Annotated in this window: 18 protein-coding genes; 11 read left to right on the forward strand and 7 right to left on the reverse strand. The window is 71.3% G+C overall.

What is annotated here, in order from left to right; translation table 11 throughout:
• Nucleotides 1-64 precede the first annotated feature (64 nt).
• Nucleotides 65-3202, reverse strand: coding sequence for an isoleucine--tRNA ligase (gene ileS / locus ABT300_RS27470; RefSeq protein ID WP_351680895.1), 3138 nt, complete (start codon nt 3200-3202; stop codon nt 65-67).
• A gap of 606 nt (nt 3203-3808) precedes the next feature.
• Here ileS and ABT300_RS27475 point away from each other — a divergent pair.
• The 5 genes from ABT300_RS27475 (at nt 3809) to ABT300_RS27495 (ending at nt 8643) form a co-directional block, all read left to right on the forward strand.
• On the forward strand, nt 3809-4825 hold the full coding sequence (locus ABT300_RS27475; RefSeq protein ID WP_351680898.1) for a TraR/DksA family transcriptional regulator: 1017 nt from the start codon (nt 3809-3811) through the stop codon (nt 4823-4825).
• A gap of 67 nt (nt 4826-4892) precedes the next feature.
• Nucleotides 4893-5489, forward strand: coding sequence for a signal peptidase II (gene lspA / locus ABT300_RS27480; RefSeq protein ID WP_351680901.1), 597 nt, complete (start codon nt 4893-4895; stop codon nt 5487-5489).
• A gap of 72 nt (nt 5490-5561) precedes the next feature.
• Nucleotides 5562-6506: an RluA family pseudouridine synthase gene (locus ABT300_RS27485; protein WP_351680904.1), complete on the forward strand. Its 945-nt coding sequence runs from the start codon at nt 5562-5564 to the stop codon at nt 6504-6506.
• Nucleotides 6503-6991, forward strand: coding sequence for a GNAT family N-acetyltransferase (locus ABT300_RS27490; RefSeq protein ID WP_351680906.1), 489 nt, complete (start codon nt 6503-6505; stop codon nt 6989-6991). The genes ABT300_RS27485 and ABT300_RS27490 overlap by 4 nt, the downstream gene beginning before the upstream one ends.
• 65 nt (nt 6992-7056) lie before the next feature.
• Complete coding sequence (locus ABT300_RS27495; RefSeq protein ID WP_351680908.1) at nt 7057-8643, forward strand: Na+/H+ antiporter; 1587 nt, start codon at nt 7057-7059, stop codon at nt 8641-8643.
• Between the two features lie 112 nt (nt 8644-8755).
• On the opposite strand, the gene ABT300_RS27500 is transcribed toward ABT300_RS27495, so the two are convergent.
• On the reverse strand, nt 8756-9856 hold the full coding sequence (locus tag ABT300_RS27500) for a mechanosensitive ion channel family protein (RefSeq protein WP_351680909.1): 1101 nt from the start codon (nt 9854-9856) through the stop codon (nt 8756-8758).
• Nucleotides 9857-9954: 98 nt separating this feature from the next.
• On the opposite strand from ABT300_RS27500, the gene ABT300_RS27505 reads away from it, so the two are divergent.
• Nucleotides 9955-10524: a dienelactone hydrolase family protein gene (locus tag ABT300_RS27505; protein WP_057580083.1), complete on the forward strand. Its 570-nt coding sequence runs from the start codon at nt 9955-9957 to the stop codon at nt 10522-10524.
• A gap of 52 nt (nt 10525-10576) precedes the next feature.
• Here the strand turns inward: ABT300_RS27505 and ABT300_RS27510 are convergent, their stop codons facing one another.
• The 4 genes from ABT300_RS27510 to ABT300_RS27525 form a co-directional block, all read right to left on the reverse strand.
• Nucleotides 10577-12259, reverse strand: coding sequence for an alkaline phosphatase D family protein (locus ABT300_RS27510; protein ID WP_351680914.1), 1683 nt, complete (start codon nt 12257-12259; stop codon nt 10577-10579).
• A gap of 185 nt (nt 12260-12444) precedes the next feature.
• Nucleotides 12445-13266, reverse strand: a complete 822-nt coding sequence (locus ABT300_RS27515) for a thioredoxin domain-containing protein (RefSeq protein WP_351680917.1) — start codon at nt 13264-13266, stop codon at nt 12445-12447.
• A gap of 110 nt (nt 13267-13376) precedes the next feature.
• Nucleotides 13377-14075, reverse strand: coding sequence for a hypothetical protein (locus ABT300_RS27520; RefSeq protein WP_351680920.1), 699 nt, complete (start codon nt 14073-14075; stop codon nt 13377-13379).
• 68 nt (nt 14076-14143) lie between these two features.
• Nucleotides 14144-15469, reverse strand: a complete 1326-nt coding sequence (locus tag ABT300_RS27525; protein ID WP_319276758.1) for a DUF2252 domain-containing protein — start codon at nt 15467-15469, stop codon at nt 14144-14146.
• A 214-nt stretch (nt 15470-15683) separates the two neighbouring features.
• On the opposite strand from ABT300_RS27525, the gene dnaE reads away from it, so the two are divergent.
• Complete coding sequence (gene dnaE / locus ABT300_RS27530) at nt 15684-19223, forward strand: DNA polymerase III subunit alpha (RefSeq protein ID WP_351680922.1); 3540 nt, start codon at nt 15684-15686, stop codon at nt 19221-19223.
• 90 nt (nt 19224-19313) lie between these two features.
• On the opposite strand, the gene ABT300_RS27535 is transcribed toward dnaE, so the two are convergent.
• Complete coding sequence (locus ABT300_RS27535; protein WP_306953149.1) at nt 19314-19478, reverse strand: hypothetical protein; 165 nt, start codon at nt 19476-19478, stop codon at nt 19314-19316.
• A gap of 224 nt (nt 19479-19702) precedes the next feature.
• Here ABT300_RS27535 and ABT300_RS27540 point away from each other — a divergent pair, with 224 nt between their 5' ends.
• The 4 genes from ABT300_RS27540 (at nt 19703) to ABT300_RS27555 (ending at nt 23636) form a co-directional block, all read left to right on the forward strand.
• On the forward strand, nt 19703-20923 hold the full coding sequence (locus ABT300_RS27540) for an NYN domain-containing protein (RefSeq protein ID WP_351680926.1): 1221 nt from the start codon (nt 19703-19705) through the stop codon (nt 20921-20923).
• Between the two features lie 107 nt (nt 20924-21030).
• Nucleotides 21031-22005: an ABC transporter ATP-binding protein gene (locus ABT300_RS27545; RefSeq protein ID WP_351680929.1), complete on the forward strand. Its 975-nt coding sequence runs from the start codon at nt 21031-21033 to the stop codon at nt 22003-22005.
• Between the two features lie 103 nt (nt 22006-22108).
• Nucleotides 22109-22933, forward strand: coding sequence for an ABC transporter permease (locus ABT300_RS27550; RefSeq protein ID WP_351680931.1), 825 nt, complete (start codon nt 22109-22111; stop codon nt 22931-22933).
• Between the two features lie 34 nt (nt 22934-22967).
• A complete protein-coding gene (locus ABT300_RS27555; protein ID WP_351680934.1) occupies nt 22968-23636 on the forward strand; it encodes a DUF2567 domain-containing protein in 669 nt (222 codons plus the stop codon).
• Nucleotides 23637-23744: the final 108 nt, after the last annotated feature.

Raw genomic sequence — 23744 nt, forward strand, 5'->3', positions numbered from 1 at the left:
GAGGTCCTCGCGACGGACTTCGGCCAGGGCGAGGCGGACGACACGTACGGCGCGTCGTACGGCCTTACGCCTTGCGCAGGCGGAACGTCAGCGTCAGCGCCTCGTCCGTGAACGGGGCGCCGTACGTGTCGTCCGCCTCGCCCTGGCCGAAGTCCGTCGCGAGGACCTCTTCGGCGATCAGGCCGGCGTGGCCGTCGAGGGCGTCGACGACCCCCGGGTCGGTGGCCGTCCAGCGGAGCGCGATGCGGTCCGCGACGTCGAGGCCGCTGTTCTTGCGGGCCTCCTGGATCAGGCGGATGGCGTCACGGGCCAGACCCGCGCGGCGCAGCTCCTCGGTGATCTCCAGGTCGAGGGCGACGGTGGCGCCCGAGTCGGAGGCCACCGACCAGCCCTCGCGCGGGGTCTCCGTGATGATCACCTCGTCGGGGGCCAGGGTGATCGTCTCGCCGTCGATCTCGACCGATGCCGTGCCCTCGCGCAGGGCGAGGGAGAGCGCGGCCGCGTCGGCGTTCGCAACGGCCTTGGCCACGTCCTGGACGCGCTTGCCGAACCGCTTGCCCAGGGCGCGGAAGTTCGCCTTGGCGGTGGTGTCGACCAGCGAGCCGCCGACCTCCGAGAGCGACGCCAGGGACTCGACGTTCAGCTCCTCGGTGATCTGCGCGTGCAGGTCCGGGGAGAGCGCGTCGAACCCGGTGGCCGCGATGAGCGCGCGCCGGAGCGGCTGGCGGGTCTTGACGCCCGACTCCGCGCGCGTGGCGCGGCCGAGCTCCACCAGACGGCGGACCAGGGCCATCTGCTTCGACAGCTCCGGGTCGATCGCCGAGAGGTCCGCCTCGGGCCAGGCCGACAGGTGCACGGACTCGGGGGCGCCCGTGGTGACGGGGGCGATCAGGTCCTGCCAGACCCGCTCGGTGATGAACGGGGTCAGCGGGGCCATCAGCTTGGTCACCGTCTCGACGACCTCGTGCAGGGTGCGCAGCGCCGCCTTGTCGCCCTGCCAGAAGCGGCGGCGGGACCGGCGCACGTACCAGTTGGACAGGTCGTCGACGAACGCCGAGAGCAGCTTGCCGGCGCGCTGGGTGTCGTAGGCCTCCAGCGACTGCGTCACCTGGTCGGTGAGGGCGTGGAGTTCGGACAGCAGCCAGCGGTCCAGGACCGGGCGGTCGGCCGGGGCCGGATCGGCCGCGCTCGGCGCCCAGCCGGACGTACGGGCGTACAGCGCCTGGAAGGCGACGGTGTTCCAGTACGTCAGGAGCGTCTTGCGGACGACCTCCTGGATGGTGCCGTGGCCCACCCGGCGAGCCGCCCAGGGGGAGCCGCCGGCCGCCATGAACCAGCGGACCGCGTCGGCGCCGTGCTGGTCCATCAGCGGGATCGGCTGCAGGATGTTGCCCAGGTGCTTGGACATCTTGCGGCCGTCCTCGGCGAGGATGTGCCCGAGGCAGACGACGTTCTCGTACGACGACCTGTCGAAGACAAGGGTGCCGATCGCCATCAGCGTGTAGAACCAGCCCCGGGTCTGGTCGATGGCCTCGGAGATGAACTGCGCCGGGTAGCGCGCCTCGAACAGGTCCTTGTTCTTGTAGGGGTAGCCCCACTGCGCGAACGGCATCGAACCCGAGTCGTACCAGGCGTCGATGACCTCGGGCACGCGCGTGGCCGTCTTCGCGCACTGGGGGCACGCGAAGGTGACGTCGTCGATGAACGGGCGGTGCGGGTCCAGCTCGGACTGGTCGGCGCCGGTCAGCTCGGTGAGCTCCGCGCGGGAGCCGACGACGGTGAGGTGGTCGTCCTCGCAGCGCCAGATGGGCAGCGGGGTGCCCCAGTAGCGGTTGCGGGACAGCGCCCAGTCGATGTTGTTGTTCAGCCAGTCGCCGTACCGGCCGTGCTTGACCGTGTCCGGGAACCAGTTGGTGTTCTCGTTCTCCTGGAGGAGGCGGTCCTTGACGGCCGTGGTGCGGATGTACCAGGACGGCTGCGCGTAGTAGAGCAGCGCGGTGTGGCAGCGCCAGCAGTGCGGGTAGCTGTGCTCGTACGGGATGTGCCGGTAGAGGAGGCCGCGCTGCTGCAGGTCCTCGGTGAGCTTTTCGTCCGCCTTCTTGAAGAAGACGCCGCCGACCATCGGGACGGACTCCTCGAAGGTGCCGTCCGGACGGACGGGGTTCACCACGGGAAGGCCGTAGGAGCGGCAGACCTTGAGGTCGTCCTCGCCGAAGGCGGGCGACTGGTGGACCAGACCCGTGCCGTCCTCGGTGGTGACGTACTCGGCGTTCACCACGTAGTGGGCGGGCTCCGGGAACTCCACCAGCTCGAACGGACGTTGATAGGTCCAGCGCTCCATTTCGGCGCCGGTGAAGGTCTGGCCGGTGGTCTCCCAGCCCTCGCCGAGCGCCTTGGCGAGCAGCGGCTCGGCGACCACGAGCTTCTCCTCGCCGTCGGTCGCCACGACGTAGGCGACCTCGGGGTGCGCGGCCACGGCCGTGTTGGAGACCAGCGTCCACGGCGTCGTCGTCCACACCAGGAGGGCGGCCTCGCCGGCGAGCGGACCGGAGGTGAGCGGGAAACGGACGTACACGGACGGGTCGACGACCGTCTCGTACCCCTGCGCCAGCTCGTGGTCGGAGAGGCCGGTGCCACAGCGGGGGCACCAGGGGGCGACGCGGTGGTCCTGGACCAGCAGGCCCTTGTTGAAGATCTCCTTCAGCGACCACCAGACCGACTCGATGTACTCGGGGTCCATCGTGACGTACGCGTCGTCGAGGTCGACCCAGTAGCCCATGCGGGTCGTCAGGTCGGAGAAGGCGTCGGTGTGGCGGAGCACCGACTCCCGGCACCTCGCGTTGAACTCGGCGATGCCGTAGGCCTCGATGTCCTGCTTGCCGCTGAAGCCGAGCTCCTTCTCGACGGCGAGCTCCACCGGCAGGCCGTGGCAGTCCCAGCCGGCCTTGCGGGCCACGTGGTAGCCGCGCATGGTGCGGAAGCGGGGGAAGACGTCCTTGAAGACACGCGCCTCGATGTGGTGGGCGCCCGGCATGCCGTTGGCGGTGGGCGGGCCCTCGTAGAACACCCACTCGGGGCGGCCCTCGGACTGCTCCAGGCTCTTGGCGAAGATCTTCTGCTCGCGCCAGAACTCGAGCACCGCGTGCTCGAGGGCGGGCAGGTCGACCTGGGCGGGCACCTGGCGGTACTGCGGCGTTGTCATCTGCGAGCTTCCTCCGGCGGACGTACTGCCTTCCGTCGGAGGGACGAGAGCCTTCTTGCCTGTGGACGCCGTGTGCGGCGCGCTCCCGCGGTACCACCCTCCTTGGCCCTCCGGTGCGCCCTGCGCGCCGACGAGCCCCCTCATTGGGGTCGCGATGCCGGTTCTACCAACCCCCTGGGGGTCTTCTTCCGGCGGCTCCGGGGTGATCTTCGCGTCGCGCTCGCCCCCGGGCTCCCACCGTCCCCGGGTCGCTCTGGGCCGCTTACGCCGCTACTCGTCCCCATCCATGCTTTTCGCTCCGCCCAGTGTACGGCTCCCCGGCGACGGCGGCCGACCGCTTTTCGGGGCCCTCGGGCCCGGCCCGCGGCCGGGTCCCGGATGCCCCGAATGGCTGCCGGGCTCGATGCCGCGCGGGTGCGCGGACCGCGACGTTCCGTGCGGCGGATTACCCGGCGGGGAGCTGGGCACAACGGATGCAGGCTTGCCGCGCGGCGTGCGCGAGGCGGGCGAATCGGGCGGTGTGCCCCGTTGCCGCGGGCTCCAAGTCGATTTATCGTCCCAGCACGATTTGCGTGCAAGATCACAAAATGTGAAGGGGCCGCGGCCATGGTGGCGAAGAAGACCGCCGTACAGCAGCCGGCGTCCGGAACGTCCACGGACGCTCCCGGCGGCCCGGCCGAGGACGCGAAGGCCGTGACGGCGGTGAAGTCCGTACGGTCGTCGGCTGCCGCCGGCACGAAGAAGGCGGAGCGGAAGGCGGCCGGGAAGGCGGCCTCCGGGAAGGCCTCACCCGGGAAGGCGGCGTCCGGTAAGGCGGCGGCGAAGTCGGGCGCCGTCCCGGAGGAGGCCTCCAAGGACGCCTCCAAGGACGCCCCCGAAGACACCCTGCAGGACGCCTCCGCGGAGGAGACCGCCGGGAAGGCGGCCGCGAAGCGGACGTCCGCCGGGAGGACCGCCTCGAAGAAGAAAGCCGCCGGGCCGAGGACGGCCGCGGGGAAGGCCGCCGCCAAGAAGGCGACGGCCGGGAAGGAACCGGCGGCGAAGGCGACCGGCGGGAAGAGCGTGGCCGCGACGAGCGCGGGCAGGAAGAACACGGCCAAGAAGGTGGGCGCGGCCTCGGCCGCGGAGCAGACGGGAGCCACGACTGTGGTTGCGAAGAAGACTCCGGGTACGGCCACGGCGGCGAAGCGCGCCGTCCCCAAGGCGCGCCTCGCCGCGGCGGAGCCGGGCGAGCTCGCGGTACGCCCCGGCGAGGAGCCGTGGACGCCCGAGGAGGTCGAGGAGGCACGCACGGAGCTCGACTCCGAGCAGGCGCGGCTGCGAGCGGAGCTGGCCGCGTCCGAGGCGGCCCTGACCGGGCTGATGCGGGACTCCGGGGACGGCGCGGGCGACGACCAGGCCGACACCGGCACCAAGAACATCACGCGCGAGCACGAACTGGCGCTGGCCGCCAACGCGCGCGAGATGCTGATCCAGACCGAGCACGCCCTGGAACGGCTGGACGCCGGCACCTACGGGCTGTGCGAGAACTGCGGCAACGCCATCGGAAAGGCCCGGATGCAGGCCTTCCCGAGGGCCACGCTGTGCGTCGAGTGCAAGCAGAAGCAGGAGCGGCGGTACTGATCACCTGGCAGGCGGGGGGCGTGCCGTACCCTCGTCCTCAGTCAGGTACCTAGGTTGAGGGACTCACGTGGCAGAGGCGGAGCGCGTCATCGGTACGCCGGACACCCCAGAGACGGGGTCCGAGCCGGAGCAGTCGTCCGGCCCGGGCGAGCAGGAGAGCGCCGGAGCGCGGTCCAGGGGCAAGCGCCGCATCGCCGTGCTCTTCGCCGTCGCCGCGTTCGCGTACGCACTCGACCTGGTCAGCAAGATGATCGTGGTCGCCAAGCTGGAGCACCACGCGCCGATCGACATCGTCGGGGACTGGCTGCGGTTCGAGGCCATCCGCAACGCGGGCGCGGCCTTCGGCTTCGGCGAGGCCTTCACCGTCATCTTCACGGTGATCGCCACGGCGGTGATCGTGGTGATCGCCCGGCTCGCGCGCAAGCTGTACAGCCTGCCCTGGGCGATCGCGCTCGGTCTGCTGCTGGGCGGCGCGCTGGGCAACCTCACCGACCGGATCTTCCGGGCGCCCGGCGTCTTCGAGGGCGCGGTCGTGGACTTCATCGCGCCGAAGCACTTCGCGGTCTTCAACCTCGCCGACTCGGCGATCGTGTGCGGCGGCATCCTGATCGTCCTGCTCTCCTTCAAGGGACTCGACCCGGACGGGACCGTCCACAGGGACTGACCCGGACCGGGCGGCCACGGGTTGTCCACAGGCCCGTACGGCGGTGTCGCGGCCGTCCGGCATACTCGACGGGTGAGCACGATTCCCGAGATCCGTACCCTGCCCGTGCCGGACGGCCTGGAGGGCGAGCGCGTCGACGCCGCCATCTCCCGCATGTTCGGCTTCTCCCGTACGAAGGCCGCCGAGCTGGCCGCGGCGGGGAAGGTCACGGTCGACGGCTCGGTGGTCGGCAAGTCCGAGCGGGTCAGCGGCGGGGCCTGGCTGGAGGTCGAGATGCCGCAGGCCCCGGCGCCCGTGCAGATCGTCGCCGAGCCGGTCGAGGGCATGGAGATCGTCCACGACGACGACGACGTGATCGTGATCGTCAAGCCAGTCGGCGTGGCCGCGCACCCGTCGCCCGGCTGGAGCGGCCCCACCGTCATCGGCGGGCTCGCCGCGGCCGGCTACCGCGTCTCCACGTCGGGGGCCGCCGAGCGCCAGGGCATCGTGCACCGGCTCGACGTCGGCACCTCCGGTCTGATGGTGGTCGCCAAGTCCGAGCGCGCCTACACCTCGCTCAAGCGCCAGTTCAAGGAGCGCACGGTCGACAAGCGCTACCACACGCTCGTCCAGGGCCACCCCGACCCGACCAGCGGCACGATCGACGCGCCCATCGGCCGCCACCCGCAGCACGACTACAAGTGGGCGGTCACCGCCGAGGGCAAGCCCTCGGTCACCCACTACGACCTGATCGAGGCCTTCCGCGCGGCCTCCCTGCTGGACGTGAAGCTGGAGACGGGCCGCACGCACCAGATCCGCGTGCACATGTCCGCCCACCGCCACCCCTGTGTGGGCGACCTGACGTACGGGGCCGACCCGACGCTCTCCAAGCGGCTGCACCTGACCCGGCAGTGGCTGCACGCCGTCCGGCTGGGCTTCGAGCACCCCGGCGACGGACAGTGGGCGGAGTTCGCCAGCGACTACCCCGAGGACCTGCAGAAGGCCCTGGACCAGGTCCGCGCGGAGACCTACGGATGAGCGGCACGCCCGGGAGCGGCACGCCCGCGTACACGGTGCGCGTGGCCGGGGACCTCGCCGACCGGGAGGCGTGCTTCGCGGTGCGCAAGGAGGTCTTCGTCGGCGAACAGGGCGTCCCCGAGGACCTGGAGTACGACGAGCACGACGCCGGCGCCGTGCACCTGCTGGCGGTCCGGGAGGACGGGGTCGCGCTCGGGACCGGGCGGCTGCTGCACGGCGAGGCGGCCGCGGCCAGGACCGGCGGCGACCCTTCGGTGGGCTCGCTCGGGCGGCTCGCCGTGACGCGCGAGGCGCGCGGCCTGGGCGTCGGCGTCGCACTGGTGCGGGCCGTCGAGGAGGCGGCACGCGCGCGGGGGCTCACCGCCGTGGACCTGCACGCACAGACGCAGGCGCTGGGTTTCTACGAACGTCTGGGGTACACGGCCTACGGGCCGGAGGACCTGGAGGCGGGCATCCCGCACCGGTCCATGCGGCGTCCGCTGTAGCGGAGGGCGGGCGTGCGACGCTGAGGGCCTGGATGCACTGATCGTCTAGACCCGGAGCGCTGCCCGTGGACCAGTTGGCCCTGTTGTTCGTCCTGTTGCTCGGGGCCGTGGTGAGCGTCCCCGTGGGGGACAGGTTCGCACTGCCCGCTCCGGTGCTGATGACCCTGCTCGGCATAGTCCTCGCGGTGCTCGACTTCGTGCCCAACGTGGAGGTCCCGCCGGATCTGATCCTGCCGCTCCTGCTGCCGCCGCTGCTCTACGCGGCCGTGCGGCGGACGTCGTGGCGGCAGTTCGCGGCGAACGTGCGGCCGATCTTCCTGCTGGCCGTGGCGCTGGTGTTCGTCACGACGGTCTGTGTGGCCGCCGTGGCCCACTCGATCGTCCCCGGGCTGCCGGTGGCCGCCGCGGTGGCGCTGGGTGCGCTGGTCGCGCCGCCCGACCCGGTGGCGGCCACCGCGGTCGCAGGACAGCTCGGGCTGCCCCGCCGACTGGTCTCCATCCTGGAGGGCGAGGGGCTGTTCAACGACGTGACGGCCATCGTGCTCTACCACGTCGCGATCGCCGCCGCCGTGAGCGGGACGTTCTCCCCGTGGCGGGCCGGACTCGACCTGGTGCTGTCCGCGGTGGTCGCGGTGGCGGTGGGCGTCGCGCTGGGCTGGGGCGCGAACCGACTGCTGGACGTCCTCGGGGACACGACGCTGCAGATCGGGCTGACGCTCCTCGTGCCCTATGCCTCGTACGTCCTGGCGGAGGAGTTCCACGGGTCCGGGGTGCTGGCGGTGCTGACCACCGCGATGTTCCTCGCCGAGTACGCCACCGACCCCGACGACGTGCTGACCCGGCTGGCCGGCCACACCTTCTGGGACATCATCGACACGCTGGTCACGGGCGTCGCGTTCGGGCTGATCGGCCTGGAACTGCACAACGCGATCCGCACGGCGTCCGGGCGGTGGGGGGAGATGCTCGGGTGGGCGGCGGTGATCGTGGCGGTGGTCGTCGTCGTACGGCTGCTGTGGCTGCTGCCGGCGACGTGGCTGACGCAGCGGCTGCACGCCAGGAAGGACCACCTCGAGGACATCCCGACGAACTGGCGGGAGACCGTCGTCATGTGGTGGTCGGGGATGCGCGGGGTGGCCTCGGTGGCGCTGGCGCTGGCCGTACCGCTGAAGACCGACGACGGCGGGCCCTTTCCGGACCGTGACGAGATCGTCTTCATCGCGTTCGGCGTGATCATGGCGACGCTGGTCCTGCAGGGGCTGACCCTGCCCTGGCTGGTGAAGCGGCTCGGCGTCCAGTCGGACACCGATCGGGAGAAGGCGTTCGAGAAGGAGCTGGCCGTGCGCGCGGCCAGGGCGGCGAAGCAGCGGCTGCGGGAGATCGAGGCCGAGGAGAGCCTGCCGGAGGAACTGTCCGAGCAGATGCTGCGCCGGGCCTTCGACATCGGGCTGCGGATCAGTCCGGACATGGGCGAGGACGAGCGGCGGGAGGGGCACGACCACCGGGTGCGCAGGCTGAAGCGGGTGCGGCGGATCCAGGGGGAGATGCTGAGCGCGGCACGGCACGAGGTGGTGGCGGCGCGCAGCGAGCCGGGCGCCGACCCGGAGATCGTGGACCGGGTGCTGCGCCACCTGGACGTGCGCAGCCTCAAGTGAGGAGCCGGGCGGCTCCCCGCCCGGCCCCGCTTGCCCGCCCGGCCCCGGCCGGGACGGGCAGGAGGCGCCCCGTCACGACGCGGGAACCCGGGAAGAGCCGGTCGGCGGTCCGTCAGCGGATGTTCGTGGACGCGGCGGGCCGCTCCGTCGGACGGGGCGACGGACCCGGGACGCGCCCCGGAGGCAGTGCCGCGTCAGCCGTGTTGACCCGGGGAAGCGCGTACGGATGCTCCTTCGACAGCCAGCGGATCATCTGCTCGCGGACCGCGACGCGCACCGTCCAGATGTCGTCGGCGTCCTTGGCCGTGACCAGGGCCCTGACCTGCATGGTGTTGGGCGTGGTGTCGGTGACGTCGAGACCGCAGGCGCGGCCGTCCCAGGCCGGGCACTGGCGCAGGATGTCGCGCAGCTTCTCGCGCATCGCCTCCACCGGCGCCGCGTGGTCGACGTGCCAGTAGACGATGCCCGTCATCTGCGGGGTGCCGCGCGACCAGTTCTCGAAGGGCTTCGAGGTGAAGTACGACACGGGCATCGTGATCCGGCGCTCGTCCCAGGTCCGCACGGTGAGGAAGGTCAGGGTGATCTCCTCGACCGTGCCCCATTCGCCGTCCACCACGACCGTGTCGCCGATGCGCACCATGTCGCCGAAGGCGATCTGCAGGCCGGCGAACATGTTGCTCAGCGTCGACTGGGCGGCCACACCGGCGACGATGCCGAGGATCCCGGCCGAGGCCAGCAGAGAGGCGCCCGCGGCGCGCATGGCGGGGAACGTCAGCAACATCGTGGCCGCCGCGACCACACCGACGACGGCCGAGACCACCCGCATGATCAGCGACACCTGGGTCCGCACCCGCCGGACCCGGGCCGCGTCGCGGTGCACGCGCGCGTAGCGCGAGTACGACGTCTCGACGACCGCTCCCGCGATGCGGATCACCAGCCAGGCCGCCGAGCCGATCAGCACCAGGGTGAGGGTCCGGCCGATGCCCACCCGGTGGTCGTCCAGCAGTTGCGCCTCGTCGTAGGACCCTCTGAGCATCGCCGCGCACAGCACCAGCTGATAGGGGATGCGGCCACGGCGCAGCAGACCCCACAGCGGGGTCTCCGGGTGCCGTCGGTCGGCTTTGGACAGCAGACGGTCGGTGGCCCAGCCGATGAGCACGGTCAGCACCACCGAGCCGCCCACCACGATCACGGGGCGGAGCAGGTTCTCCATGCCTTCGAACGTAACCGGGCCGACGGGGTCCTGAACCTGTTACTTGTGTGAAGAGGCGCACGCGCGGGGCTGTCGGTGCGGGCTGGCACCATGGGCGCATGAACATCATGCTCTTCCACTCGACCTACGGTCCGCGGCCGGCGGTGCGCGCCGCGGCGGACCGGCTGCGCGCCGCCGGGCACGAGGTCTGGACGCCGGACCTCTTCGGGGGGCGCACGTTCGACACGGTCGAGGAGGGCATGGCGTACAACGAGGAGATCGGCAAGGACGAGCTGCTGAAGAGAGCCGTGCTCGCCGCCGCGCCCTACTCCGAGCGCGGGCTGGTGTACGCCGGGTTCTCGCTGGGCGCGTCGATCGCCCAGACCCTCGCCCTCGGCGACGACAAGGCGCGCGGCCTGCTCCTTCTGCACGGCACCTCGGACCTCGCGCCGAACGTCTCGGTGGACGACCTTCCGGTGCAGCTGCACGTCGCGGAGCCGGATCCGTTCGAGACCGACGACTGGCTGAGCGCCTGGTATCTCCAGATGGGCCGGGCCGGAGCCGACGTGGAGGTCTACCGGTACGCGGGCGCCGGGCACCTGTACACCGACCCCGGGCTGCCCGACTACGACGAGGAGGCGGCCGAGGCCACCTGGCGGGTGGCGCTCGGCTTCCTCGAGAGCCTGTAGCGGCTGCACGCAGCCTTCAGCGGTCACGCGCAGTCCGTAGCGGTCACGCGCCCTAGACGGGGTCGTACGTCCGTTCCACCTTCTGGGTGCCGCTGCGGGTGCGGTAGGAGCGCTGCCAGGAGGAGGTCGCGGTGGCGCTCGTGCGGTCGGACAGGACGTAGTAGTCCATCTGCGCGCGCTCGGCGGTGATGTCCAGGACGCCGTAGCCGTGGCGGTCGGTGTCGACGAAGTGGACGTGCCGGTTCGCGGCCCGGATGACGGGCGAGGCGATCGCGGTGAGCGTGCCCTCGGGGACCTTCACGATGTCGTCGAGGTTGTCGGAGGTCACCGAGGTGACCACGAACTCGGTGGCGGCCGACGCGGACAGCGGGTACGTCCCGGCGTCCACCGGCACGTCGTTGGCCCACGCCATGTGGATGTCGCCGGTCAGGAACACCGTGTTGCGGATGGCGTTCGCGCGCAGGTGGGCGAGGAGCTCGCGGCGGTCGTCGGTGTAGCCGTCCCACTGGTCGGTGTTGAGGCCGAGGCCGTCCTGCGGCAGGCCGAGCAGCTTGGCGAGCGGCTTGAACAGGTCCGCGGAGAGCGAGCCGATGACGAACGGCGAGATCATCACCGAGTTGCCGACCAGCCGCCAGGTGGTGTCCGACGCCTTCAACCCGGCCTTCAGCCAGTCCAGCTGGGCGCGCCCGGTGATCGTGCGGTCCGGGTCGTCGACCGTGCCGTTGCCGACCTTGACCTGCTGGGAACGGAAGGAACGCAGGTCCAGCAGGGAGAGATCGGCGAGCTTGCCGAAGCGCAGCCGGCGGTAGGTGGTGCCGGCGATCGCGGGTCGGACCGGCATCCATTCGAAGTAGGCCTGCTTCGCGGCGGCCTGACGGGCCGACCAGGCGCCCTCCGCGCCCTCGGTGTGGTTCTCGGCGCCGCCCGACCAGGTGTCGTTGGCGAACTCGTGGTCGTCCCATATCGCGATGACCGGGGCCTTCACGTGCAGGGCCTGAAGGTCGGGGTCCGTCTTGTACTTGCCGTGCCGGGTGCGGTAGTCGGCGAGCGTGAGGATCTCGTGGGTGGGCTCGGTCCGGCGTACGACGGCGCCGCGGGCCCCGTACTGGCCGGTGCCGTACTCGTAGATGTAGTCGCCGAGATGCAGCCAGGCGTCCAGGTCGCCGCGGGCCGCGAGGTGGCGGTACGACGAGAAGTAGCCGGCCTCCCAGTTGGCGCAGGAGACCACGCCGAAGCGCAGACCCGTGACGGCCGCGTCCGCCGCGGGCGCGGTGCGGGTACGCGCCACCGAGGTCTCGACGCCGCCCGCCGAGAAGCGGAAGTAGTAGTCGGTGGCCGGCTGGAGGCCCCGGATGTCGGCCTTGACGGTGTGGTCGGAGGCCGCCGTGGCGGTGACCGAGCCCCTGCTGACGACGCTCGTCAGCGCCTTGTCGGTGGCGACGACCCAGCTCACCTCGGTGTCCGGACCGAGTCCGGAGCCCGGTGTCGCCTCGGCGGCGGGCGTCACCCGGGTCCACAGCAGGATCCCGTCGGGCAGCGGGTCGCCGGAGGCGAGGCCGTGCAGGAACGCCGGGGTCTGGACGGCGGCGCGGGCCGGGAGCGCGGCGGCGAGCGGGCCTGCCAGCACAGCGGTCGCCGCCGCGGCCTTGACGACCGTACGGCGGCGCGGGGTAAGGGAGTCGGAGCGCTGCGACGGGACGCCGGCGCTCGTGGAGGATCTGTATCGACTGGTCACGGACAATCAGATTACTGACCAGTACGACCGAGAGCGGGCGAACCGGAAAGAAGTTCGCCCGCTCTTCGGCTGCGCGTCGGACGCCGGTCCCCGAGCCCCGTGAAAGCGCGACGCCCGGCGGAACGCCGAGCGCCGCCGTGCGCCGTGCCCCGGACCGATTTCCGCGGTCCGGGGCCTTCCGTTGCTCAGCCCTTGAGCGCTGCGGCGATCGCGGTCTCGTAGTCGGCGACCGACATGGGGACGTTGCCGTTGGCGGCCTTGATGAGCTTGCCGTCCATCACGAGGGACGGGGTGCCCTGGATGTCGTACTTCTTGCTGTCCGAGTCGAACTTCCCGCTCATGACGAGAGCCCACTTGTCGTAGGTGCCGTTCTTCACGGCGCTCTGGAACTTGGCGTTGCCCTTCAGAGCGGAGACCGTGTCCGCCACCTTGATCAGGTACGAGTCGTCCTTGAACTTGTCGTCGGTCTCCTCGGGGTGGTACTTCGTCGAGTACAGCGCGGTCTTGTACTCCAGGAAGGCCTCGGGGCTGACGTTCAGCGCCGCGCCGAGAGCGCTCAGCGCGTTCTTCGAGCCCTCGCCGGTCAGCTTGTCGTCGAGGAAGGTGGCGCCCACGTACTGGATCTTGTACTTGCCGGCCGCGACGTCCTTGTCGACGGTCGGGCCCACGGTCTGCTCGAACTGGGCGCAGATCGGGCAACGCGGGTCCTCGTACATCGCGAGGGTCTTCTTCGCGTCCGCCTTGCCGATGACGACGGTCGTGCCGTCCTCGCCGCTGGTGTTGGCCGGCTTGACGAGCTTCTGGCTCTTGACGTCGTCCCAGTACGCGGGCTTGTTGGCCTGGACGACGGCGTAGCCTATGCCGCCGGCGGCGGCCAGCACGCCGACGACCGAGAGGCCGACGATGATCTGACGCTTGGTCTTGGCGCGCTTGGCCTCGCGCTCGCGCTCGATGCGCAGCCGCTCCCGGGCCGCCGTCTTCGCCGCAGCGCTGTTCCGCTTGCTCATGGTGATCTCCAAAAAGGGACGCGCACACGTCGTACGCGGAAGTTCGTGTGGGGACTGAGTGAGGAGTGCTTCGGTGCTCGGCGTGCCCGGTCTGTGCGGAGGCGGGTCTGTCAGACCGCGGCGGGCGAGCAGCGCGGTGGTCCACGCCGTCCCAGGGAGTGCACGAGGAGCCGGTCACGGGCGGTGGCCATGCGGCGCGCGGGCCGCGGCAGGCGGCGGGCCGCCGGGGCGCGTCGCACGGTCACGGCGGCCACCGCGATCAGCAGGGGCCGGAAGGTGGTCGCGGTGGCCGCCCGCAGCAGCTGGACGAGCGCCCGCTCGCCCCGGCGCAGCCAGGCGGCGGCGATCAGGCCGACGCAGAGGTGCGCGGCGAGCAGCAGCCAGGCGGCGGCCGGGTAGACATGGGCGAGGTCCGCGCCCAGCCCGGTGGGACCGGGACCGGCCGCGACCTGGGTCAGCGGGGTGCCGACGCGGGTGCCGTCGCCGCACAGCACGTCCCAGCCGATCGAGGCCAGCGGGCCGGCGACCGGGCCGCCGGCCCGGCCGTAACAGACGTGCTGGCCGGTGGTGAAGACGGTGTCGGCCGCCAGCTCCAGCGGGATCAGCCAGGCGGCGATCCGCCCGAAGCCGCACTCGCGGCCGGCGAGGGCGTACGCGAGGGCGAACACGGCGGCCGCGACCGCGGCCACCGTGTTGAGCGGCAGCGGGGCCCGCGACAGCAGCACGTGCGACGCGGTGCTGAGCGTCACGACGAAGGCCGTGAACAGCGCCGCGCGTACGGCTCTGAGGCGGGTCCCGGATATGTCCATAGCGGAGGAGAGTGTGTCACGTACTGCGGTAGGGGACCCCTAAAGAGTCCCTGTGAGACGGCCTACTGTCACAGACCCGGAATCCGGCCGTTGCGGAACAGGTCGACGAAGATCTGGTGGTCGGCACGCGCGCGTGCGCCGTAGCCGTGCGCGAAGTCGACCAGGAGGGGTGCGAAGCCCTCCTCGTCGGCCGCGATCGCCGCGTCGATGGCCCGCTCGGTGGAGAAGGGGACCAGGGACTCTCCGGAGGTGTCGTCCGCCGCCGCGTGCATGGTGGCGGTGGCCCGGCCCAGGTCGGCGACGACGCCCGCGATCTCCTCCGGGTCGTCGATGTCGCCCCAGTCCAGGTCGACGGCGTACGGCGAGACCTCGGCGACCAGCTGACCGGCGCCGCCGAGCTCGGTCCAGCCCAGCCACGGGTCCGCGTGCTGCTGGAGGGCGCGCTGGGAGATCACCGTGCGGTGGCCCTCGTGCCGGAAGTAGTCGCGGATCGCCGGGTCGGTGATGTGCCGCGAGACCGCCGGGGTCTGCGCCTGCTTGATGTAGATCACCACGTCGTTCTCCAGGGCGTCGCTGTGGCCCTCGAGCAGGATGTTGTACGACGGCAGACCGGCCGAGCCGATGCCGATGCCGCGGCGGCCGACGACGTCCTTGACCCGGTAGGAGTCCGGGCGGGCCAGCGACGTCTCCGGCAGCGTCTCCAGGTAGCCGTCGAAGGCGGCGAGCACCTTGTAGCGGGTGGCGGCGTCCAGCTCGATGGAGCCGCCGCCGGGCGCGAAGCGGCGCTCGAAGTCACGGATCTCGGTCATCGAGTCCAGCAGCCCGAAGCGGGTCAGCGCACGCGCGTCGCGCAGGGCGTCCAGCAGCGGGCCCTGGGCGGTGTCCAGGGTGAACGGCGGCACCTCGTCGCTCTTCGCTCCGGTGGCCAGCGCGTGGATGCGCTCGCGGTACGCGCCCGCGAAGACCTCCACCAGCTCGCTGATCTGGTCGTCGGAGAGCGCCTTCGCGTACCCGATGAGGGCGAGGGAGGCGGAGAGGCGCTTGAGGTCCCAGGTGAAGGGGCCGACGTACGCCTCGTCGAAGTCGTTGACGTTGAAGATCAGCCGGCCGTTGGCGTCCATGTACGTGCCGAAGTTCTCCGCGTGCAGGTCGCCGTGGATCCACACGCGCGAGGTGCGCTCGTCCAGGAACGGACCGCCCCGCTTCTCCGCGTCCAGATCGTGGTAGAAGAGGCCGGCCGTGCCCCGGTAGAACGCGAAAGCCGAGGCCGCCATCTTCCGGAACTTCACGCGGAACGCGGCCGGGTCGGCGGCCAGGAGCTCGCCGAACGCGGTGTCGAAGACGGCGAGGATCTGCTCGCCGCGGTGCTCGTCGTCGAGCTGCGGAACCGACATCGCTGGGTGCCTCCTGGTGCATGACGGGTACGACGGCGTCTCTGCCGTCTCCAACGGACGAAGGGATGCGGGAGTGCCCGTATCCCTCCGGTGAAGGTACGCGGCGCAGCGGTCCGCGTGTCAGTGGTCCGGCATAGACTTCGACGCTGTCCCCCCGACCGTCCGAAACCGGTGGGACGCCAGTCGCCCGATGTTTCCCCTGGAGGCCGCAGCCGTGTCAAAGCCGCCGTTCACGCACCTGCACGTCCACACCCAGTACTCGCTGCTGGACGGTGCCGCGCGGCTGAAGGACATGTTCGACGCGTGCAACGAGATGGGCATGACCCACATCGCCATGTCCGACCACGGCAACCTCCACGGGGCCTATGACTTCTTCCACACCGCGAAGAAGGCCGGCGTGACCCCGATCATCGGCATCGAGGCGTACGTCGCCCCCGAGTCGCGGCGCAACAAACGCAAGATCCAGTGGGGCCAGCCGCACCAGAAGCGCGACGACGTCTCCGGTTCCGGCGGCTACACCCACAAGACGATCTGGGCGGCGAACGCGACGGGCCTGCACAACCTCTTCAAGCTCTCCTCGGACGCCTACGCCGAGGGCTGGCTGCAGAAGTGGCCCCGCATGGACAAGGAGACGATCTCCCAGTGGTCCGAGGGGCTCATCGCCTCCACCGGCTGCCCCTCCGGCGAGCTCCAGACCCGGCTGCGCCTCGGCCAGTTCGACGAGGCCCTGAAGTCGGCTGCCGAGTACCAGGACATCTTCGGCAAGGACCGCTACTTCCTGGAGCTGATGGACCACGGCATCGACATCGAGCACCGGGTCCGCGACGGCCTGCTGGAGATCGGCAAGAAGCTCGGCATCCCGCCGCTGGTCACCAACGACTCGCACTACACCTACGCGCACGAGGCGACCGCGCACGACGCGCTGCTGTGCATCCAGACCGGCAAGAACCTCTCGGACCCGGACCGCTTCCGCTTCGACGGCACCGGCTACTACCTGAAGTCCACGGAGGAGATGTACGCCATCGACTCCTCGGACGCCTGGCAGGAGGGCTGCGCCAACACCCTCCTGGTGGCGGAGCAGATCGACACCACCGGCATGTTCGTCGAGAAGAACCTGATGCCGAAGTTCGACATCCCCGACGGCTACACGGAGATCACCTGGTTCAAGGAGGAGGTCCGCAGGGGAATGGACCGCCGCTTCCCGGGCGGCGTCCCCGACGACCGCCAGAAGCAGGTCGAGTACGAGATGGACGTCATCATCAAGATGGGGTTCCCGGGGTACTTCCTCGTCGTCGCCGACTTCATCATGTGGGCGAAGAACCAGGGCATCGCGGTCGGTCCGGGGCGTGGTTCCGCGGCCGGCTCGATCGTCGCCTACGCCATGGGCATCACCGACCTCGACCCGATCCCGCACGGCCTGATCTTCGAGCGCTTCCTCAACCCCGAGCGCATCTCCATGCCCGACGTCGACATCGACTTCGACGAGCGCCGGCGCGTCGAGGTGATCCGGTACGTCACAGAGAAGTACGGGTCCGACAAGGTCGCCATGATCGGCACCTACGGCAAGATCAAGGCGAAGAACGCCATCAAGGACTCCGCGCGCGTGCTGGGCTACCCGTACGCGATGGGCGACCGTCTCACCAAGGCCATGCCCGCCGACGTCCTGGGCAAGGGCATCGACCTCAACGGCATCACCGACCCCTCGCACCCGCGCTACAGCGAGGCGGGCGAGATCCGCGCGATGTACGAGAACGAGCCGGACGTCAAGAAGGTCATCGACACCGCCAAGGGCGTCGAGGGCCTGGTCCGGCAGATGGGCGTGCACGCGGCCGGCGTGATCATGTCCAGCGAGCCCATCGTCGACCACGCCCCGATCTGGGTGCGGCACACGGACGGCGTGACCATCACCCAGTGGGACTACCCGCAGTGCGAGTCGCTCGGCCTGCTGAAGATGGACTTCCTCGGCCTGCGCAACCTGACGATCATGGACGACGCCGTCAAGATGGTGAAGTCCAACAAGGGCGTCGACCTCGACCTGCTGGCCCTGCCGCTCGACGACCCGAAGACCTTCGAACTCCTCCAGCGCGGTGAGACCCTCGGCGTCTTCCAGTTCGACGGCGGCCCCATGCGCTCGCTGCTGCGCCTGATGAAGCCCGACAACTTCGAGGACATCTCCGCCGTCTCCGCGCTCTACCGTCCGGGCCCGATGGGCATGGACTCGCACACCAACTACGCGCTGCGCAAGAACAAGCTCCAGGAGATCACCCCGATCCACAAGGAGCTCGAGGAGCCGCTCGAAGAGGTCCTGGCGGTCACCTACGGCCTGATCGTCTACCAGGAGCAGGTGCAGAAGGCCGCCCAGATCATCGCCGGGTACTCGCTCGGCGAAGCCGACATCCTGCGCCGCGTGATGGGCAAGAAGAAGCCCGACGAGCTGGCGAAGAACTTCACCATCTTCCAGGCCGGCGCCAAGAAGAACGGCTACAGCGACGAGGCGATCCAGGCCCTGTGGGACGTGCTGGTCCCGTTCGCCGGCTACGCCTTCAACAAGGCGCACTCCGCCGCGTACGGCCTGGTCTCGTACTGGACCGCCTACCTGAAGGCGAACCACCCCGCCGAGTACATGGCCGGCCTGCTCACCTCGGTCAAGGACGACAAGGACAAGTCGGCCGTCTACCTCAACGAGTGCCGGCGCATGGGCATCAAGGTGCTCCCGCCCAACGTCAACGAGTCGGTGCACAACTTCGCCGCCCAGGGCGACGACGTGATCCTCTTCGGCCTCGAGGCCGTCCGCAACGTCGGCACCAACGTGGTGGAGTCGATCATCAGGAGCCGCAAGGCCAAGGGCAAGTACGGCTCGTTCCCCGACTACCTCGACAAGGTCGAGGCCGTCGCCTGCAACAAGCGCACCACGGAGTCGCTGATCAAGGCGGGCGCGTTCGACACCCTGGGGCACACCCGCAAGGGACTCACCGCGCACTTCGAGCCGATGATCGACAACGTGGTCGCGGTCAAGCGCAAGGAGGCCGAGGGACAGTTCGACCTCTTCGGCGGCATGGGCGAGGAGGAGACCAGCGAACCGGGCTTCGGCCTGGACGTCGTCTTCACCGAGGACGAGTGGGACAAGACCTATCTGCTCGCCCAGGAGCGGGAGATGCTCGGTCTGTACGTCTCCGACCACCCGCTCTTCGGCCTGGAGCACGTGCTGTCCGACAAGGCGGACGCGGGGATCGCCCAGCTCACCGGTGGCGAGCACGCCGACGGCGCGGTGGTGACCATCGGCGGCATCATCTCCGGCCTGCAGCGCAAGATGACCAAGCAGGGCAACGCCTGGGCGATCGCCACCGTGGAGGACCTCGCGGGCTCCATCGAGTGCATGTTCTTCCCGGCGACCTACCAGCTCGTCTCCACCCAACTCGTCGAGGACGCCGTCGTCTTCGTCAAGGGCCGCCTCGACAAGCGTGAGGACGTGCCGCGGCTCGTCGCGATGGAGCTGCAGGTCCCGGACCTGTCGAACGCGGGCGCCAACGCGCCCGTGATCCTCACCATCCCGGCGACCCGGGTCACCCCGCCGATGATCAACCGCCTCGGCGAGATCCTCACCCACCACAAGGGCGACAGCGAGGTCCGCATCAGGCTCCAGGGCCCGACGAAGACGACCGTCCTGCGCCTGGACCGGCACCGGGTCAAGCCCGACCCCGCCCTCTTCGGCGATCTGAAGGTCCTGCTCGGCCCGTCCTGCCTGGCGGGCTGAGCGCGCGGGGGACACGACGGCGAGGGGCGCATCCGGCACCGGATGCGCCCCTCGTGCATGCCCGGGCCGCGACGGCCCGCCGTGCAGACGTCAGTTGTGTCCGAAGCGCTTCTGCCGGCCCTTGCGGGCGATGTCGGCAGGCGTCGCCTGGGCGATGCGCTGCTCGGTCTGCGACTCCATCGACGACGGCTGCGCCGCCTGCGGACCACGCTCGGACTGCGGCTGCTTACGGTCCTGCTTCTTGTTCTTGGCCATGGTGATCTGCCTCCTGTGGGTGATCTAGGGGCCAGGGCCGGGACCAGATTCACATAGGCTGACGCACGACGCATTTCGGATAATTACCGTCTGTGACAGGGATCGTCGGAGCAGGGCGTCTCCAAACGCCACGCCGAAGATCGAGTTCCGGCCGTTAACCTCCGCGCGGTCGGGCAGACTCGAAGGAAGCCCGAAGCAAACCTCCCGGAAAGAGGGTGAGTCGTGTGGACCGCTGCATCGTCCTGGTGGACGCCGGGTATCTGCTGGGGGCGGCCGCGAGTCTCCTCGCCGGAGAGCCCTCGCGATCCCGTATCACCGTCGACCACTCCGCGCTCGTCCAGGGACTGCGCGAACAGGCCGAGTCCGAGACCGAGCGTCCACTGCTGCGCATCTACTGGTTCGACGGCGCCCCGGACCGCGTCCCCCAGCCGGAGCACCGCAGACTGCGCGTGATGCCCCGGGTGACGGTCCGGCTCGGCGCCCTGACCCGCAGCGACGGGCGGTGGGCGCAGAAGGGCGTCGACGCCGCCATGCACGCCGAGCTGACCGAGCTGGCCCGCAACCGCGCCTGCTCCGACGTCGTCCTCGTCACCGGCGACGGCGACCTGCTGCCGGGGATGATGGCCGCCAAGGAGCACGGCGTCGCCGTCCACCTGTGGGCCGTCCAGGCCGCCGACGGCGACTACAACCAGTCCGAGGACCTGGTCGCCGAGGCCGACGAGCGGCGCGTCCTGGACCGTATCTGGATCACGAAGGCGGTCCGCGCGAAGGAGCTCGGCGGGGTCTGCGCGCCGCCGCCCGTGCCGCGCCCCGAGATCGCCGCGATCCTCTCCGCCCCGCTGCCGGACTCCGGACTCGCCCCCACCGTCGAGCGCCCCCAGGAGGAGGCCGAGCACCCCTCGGTGACCGCCGGCTCCGACAGCGGCGCGCAGGACCGCCTCCCGGCCCCCAAGGGCGTCCCCACGCCCAAGGACCTCGCCGCGCTGCGGGCGCCCGGGGCGCCCGCCGTCCAGCATCCGGCCACCGCGACCCTGCGCTGGTCCTCCGACAAGGGCTGGGTGGACCGCCCCGGCTCCGCCCCCGAGCCCGCCGAGGTCGCCTCGATGCCGACGCTCGCGCAGGTCACCACCGCGGAACAGCGGTGGGCCGACCGCGAGGAGGACATCACCACCGTCGGCGGCGACCCCTACGAGGTGGGACAGGTGTTCGCCCGCCGCTGGATGGCACGCCTCGGCGACCAGAGCCACCTGCAGAAGCTGTCGGGCATGTACCCGCGCATCCCGCACCGCATCGACGGCGAGCTGCTGAGGTACGCGGCCCGCTTCGGGCTGCTCGCCCACAAGGACGACCAGATCGACGAGCACGACCGGTACGCCATCCGGGCGGGTTTCTGGCGCGAGATCGATGTGCGCACGGCCGCCGGGCAGGCTCCGGCGGCGGACTGAGCCGGCCGCCCGCGACGCCCCGACCGTGAGCTGCGGCCCGCGACCCCGTACTCTCGTCCCTTGTGAGTACGCGCGCGGCACCGCCCCTTCGGCACGGGAACGAGGTCGTGTGTGCCGTGAGCGGTCTGACCAAGACCTATCCGGCGGTCCGCGCCCGGCGCGGCGCCCCCGCGACACCCGAGGTCCGGGCCACCGACGACGTACGGCTGGACATCCGGCGCGGTGAGATCTTCGGACTGCTCGGACCCAACGGCGCCGGCAAGACCACCCTCGTCCGGCAGATGACCGGCCTGATGCGTCCCGACGCGGGCAGCGTGGAGATCCTCGGCCACGACATCGTGCGCCACCCCGAGCGGGCCGCCCGCATCCTCGCCTACCTCGGCCAGGAGTCCACCGCCCTCGACGACCTCACCGTCTCCCTCGCCGCCGAGACCACCGCGCGGCTGCGCGGCCTCGACGTGCACACGGCACGCCGGGAGCGGGACGCCGTCCTCGACGAACTGGGCCTCGCCCCGCTCGCCGGACGCCCCCTGCGCAAACTGTCCGGCGGCCAGCGCCGGCTGGCCTGCTTCGCCGCCGTCCTGGTGGGGGAGCGGCCGCTGCTGGTGCTGGACGAGCCGACCACCGGCATGGATCCGGTGGCCCGGCGGGCGGTGTGGGCCGCCGTCGACCGCCGGCGGGCCGAACGCGGCACGACCGTGCTGCTCGTCACCCACAACGTCATCGAGGCGGAGACCGTGCTCGACCGGGTCGCCGTCCTCGACCAGGGCCGGGTCATCGCCTGCGACACCCCCGCCGGCCTCAAGGAACAGGTCGCCGACGAGGTGCGGGTCGAGCTGGTGTGGCGGGACCGGGCCCCGCTGGACGTCCCCGAGGTCGCCGCGCTGCGCGAGCGGGCGACGGAGTCGGGGCGCCGCTGGACGCTGCGGCTGGCCCCCGACGAGGCCCGCGCGGTCGTCGCCACCGTCACCGGCGGGTCCGCCTTCGCCGCGCTGGACGACTTCACCCTCGCCACGCCGAGCCTGGAGGACGTCTACCTGGCGCTCGGCGGGGCGGCACGGCAGGGGCTGGTGAAGGCGTGAGCGCGGCGTGGACGGCGAGCGCCTCGGGCGGCGGGCTGAGCGGGCGGGCCCCCGGACCCGTATGGGACGGTATGAGAGCCGTAGGGAAGAGGAGCAGCGCCACGTGAGTGTCGTACCCGCCGAGGTTCTGCCGGGCGGCGCCCGGGCCGTCACCGAGACGCCCCGCGCCGCGGCCGCCGAACTCGCGCCGCGCGCCCGGCTGTGGCCGTCGCTCGTGGCCGTGTACCGGGCCCAGCTGTCCCGGGCACGGGTGGCGCGCATCCCGCTGCTGTTCGTGGCGACCTTCCAGTCGGTCGGCATCCTGATCATGATGCGCGGCGTGGTGGACGGCGGAAGCGAGGCGGAGGCCGTCGTGGCGGGCTCCGCGGTGCTCGTCGTGGCCTTCGTCGCGCTGAACCTGCTCGCGCAGTACTTCGGGCAGCTGCGGGCGAGCGGAGGGCTGGACCACTACGCGACCCTGCCCGTGCCGCCGGCCGCCGTCGTGCTGGGCGCGGCCGGGGCCTACGCCTCGTTCACCGTGCCGGGGACGCTGGTGACCGCGGTCTTCGGCTGCGTGCTGTTCGGGCTGCCGCTGACCCATCTGTGGGTGCTGGCGGCCGTCATCCCCCTGGCGGGCGCCGCGCTGTCCGGTCTCGGCGCGGCCTGCGGGCTGCTCGCGCCGCGGCCGGAGCTGGCCACCGTGCTGGGGCAGCTGGGCATGTCGGCGGCGCTCCTGCTGGGCGTGCTGCCGCCGGACCGGATGCCGGAGGCGGTGCGTCTCGCCCGTGACCTGCTCCCGTCCACGTACGGGGTCGAGGCCTTCGCGCGGACCTTCCGGCCGCACCCCGACTGGGCGTTCGTGCTCGGCGACCTCGCCGTGTGCGCGGGCGTGGGCGTCGTCTCGCTCGCCGTCGCCACCTGGGCGTACCGCCGGGCCGCCGTCCGGTGACGCGCCGCACGGGCGGGCCTGGCACGATGTCAGTGTGACCGCACCGCTGACTCCGCCTCCGCCGCCGCACGAACCGTCTTCGCACGAGACCTGGCCGCCCTCGCCCGGTGGGTACGCGGGAGTGGCCACCGCGCCCCACGACGGCGCGTACGGACAGGACGGGCCCGGGATGAAGACCGAACTGCGGGAAGCCGCCGTGATCACGGCGGGGATCGCCCTCCTCGGGGTGCTGCTGGGGCTGCTGTGGGTGTGGCTGGCGCCGAAGGTGCCGCTCGTCGGCGAGCTGTCGGACGGCAGCTGGGTCGTCTACTTCAAGGACACCGAGGGGGAGCAGGCGATCGGGGTGGACGGCACGTTCGCCCTGCTGGCCCTGGCCTGCGGCGCCGTGAGCGCGGCGGCGGTCTTCCTGTGGCGGCGGCGCGGGGGAGTGCCGCTGGTGGTGGCGCTCGGCGTGGGCGGTCTTCTCGGCTCGCTGCTGGCGTGGCGGCTGGGGGTGTGGCTCGGGCCCGACTCCGACGTGATCGCCCATGCGCAGGCCGCCGGCAAGGGCGTCGCGTTCTCGGCGCCGTTGAAGTTGGGGGCGAAGGGGGCGTTGCTGGCGTGGTCGCTGGCCGCGATGTTGGTGCATCTGGGGCTTACGGCGTTGTTCGGGCCTCGGGATCCTGAGCCGTTCGCGCCGTACGGGGCGCCGCCTGCGGCGTAGGATTTCGCCCCCGCCGCCCCTTCCCGTCCCGTCTTCAGGGGCGCTGCCCCTGTGCTCGCCCCGGGGGGGGGGGGGGGGCCCCCCCCCCCCCCCCCCGCCGGGGGCGGC

Origin of the sequence: Streptomyces sp. NPDC001027, from assembly GCF_040299045.1 — a bacterium.
Taxonomy (GTDB): domain Bacteria; phylum Actinomycetota; class Actinomycetes; order Streptomycetales; family Streptomycetaceae; genus Streptomyces.

Coding starts and splice junctions, on each gene's coding strand:
- ileS (WP_351680895.1), bottom strand. CDS start 3,202: ATGACAACGCCGCAGTACCGCCAGGTGCCCGCCCAGGTCGACCTGCCC.
- ABT300_RS27475 (WP_351680898.1), top strand. CDS start 3,809: ATGGTGGCGAAGAAGACCGCCGTACAGCAGCCGGCGTCCGGAACGTCC.
- ABT300_RS27490 (WP_351680906.1), top strand. CDS start 6,503: ATGAGCGGCACGCCCGGGAGCGGCACGCCCGCGTACACGGTGCGCGTG.
- ABT300_RS27500 (WP_351680909.1), bottom strand. CDS start 9,856: ATGGAGAACCTGCTCCGCCCCGTGATCGTGGTGGGCGGCTCGGTGGTG.
- ABT300_RS27505 (WP_057580083.1), top strand. CDS start 9,955: ATGAACATCATGCTCTTCCACTCGACCTACGGTCCGCGGCCGGCGGTG.
- ABT300_RS27515 (WP_351680917.1), bottom strand. CDS start 13,266: ATGAGCAAGCGGAACAGCGCTGCGGCGAAGACGGCGGCCCGGGAGCGG.
- ABT300_RS27520 (WP_351680920.1), bottom strand. CDS start 14,075: ATGGACATATCCGGGACCCGCCTCAGAGCCGTACGCGCGGCGCTGTTC.
- ABT300_RS27525 (WP_319276758.1), bottom strand. CDS start 15,469: ATGTCGGTTCCGCAGCTCGACGACGAGCACCGCGGCGAGCAGATCCTC.
- ABT300_RS27535 (WP_306953149.1), bottom strand. CDS start 19,478: ATGGCCAAGAACAAGAAGCAGGACCGTAAGCAGCCGCAGTCCGAGCGT.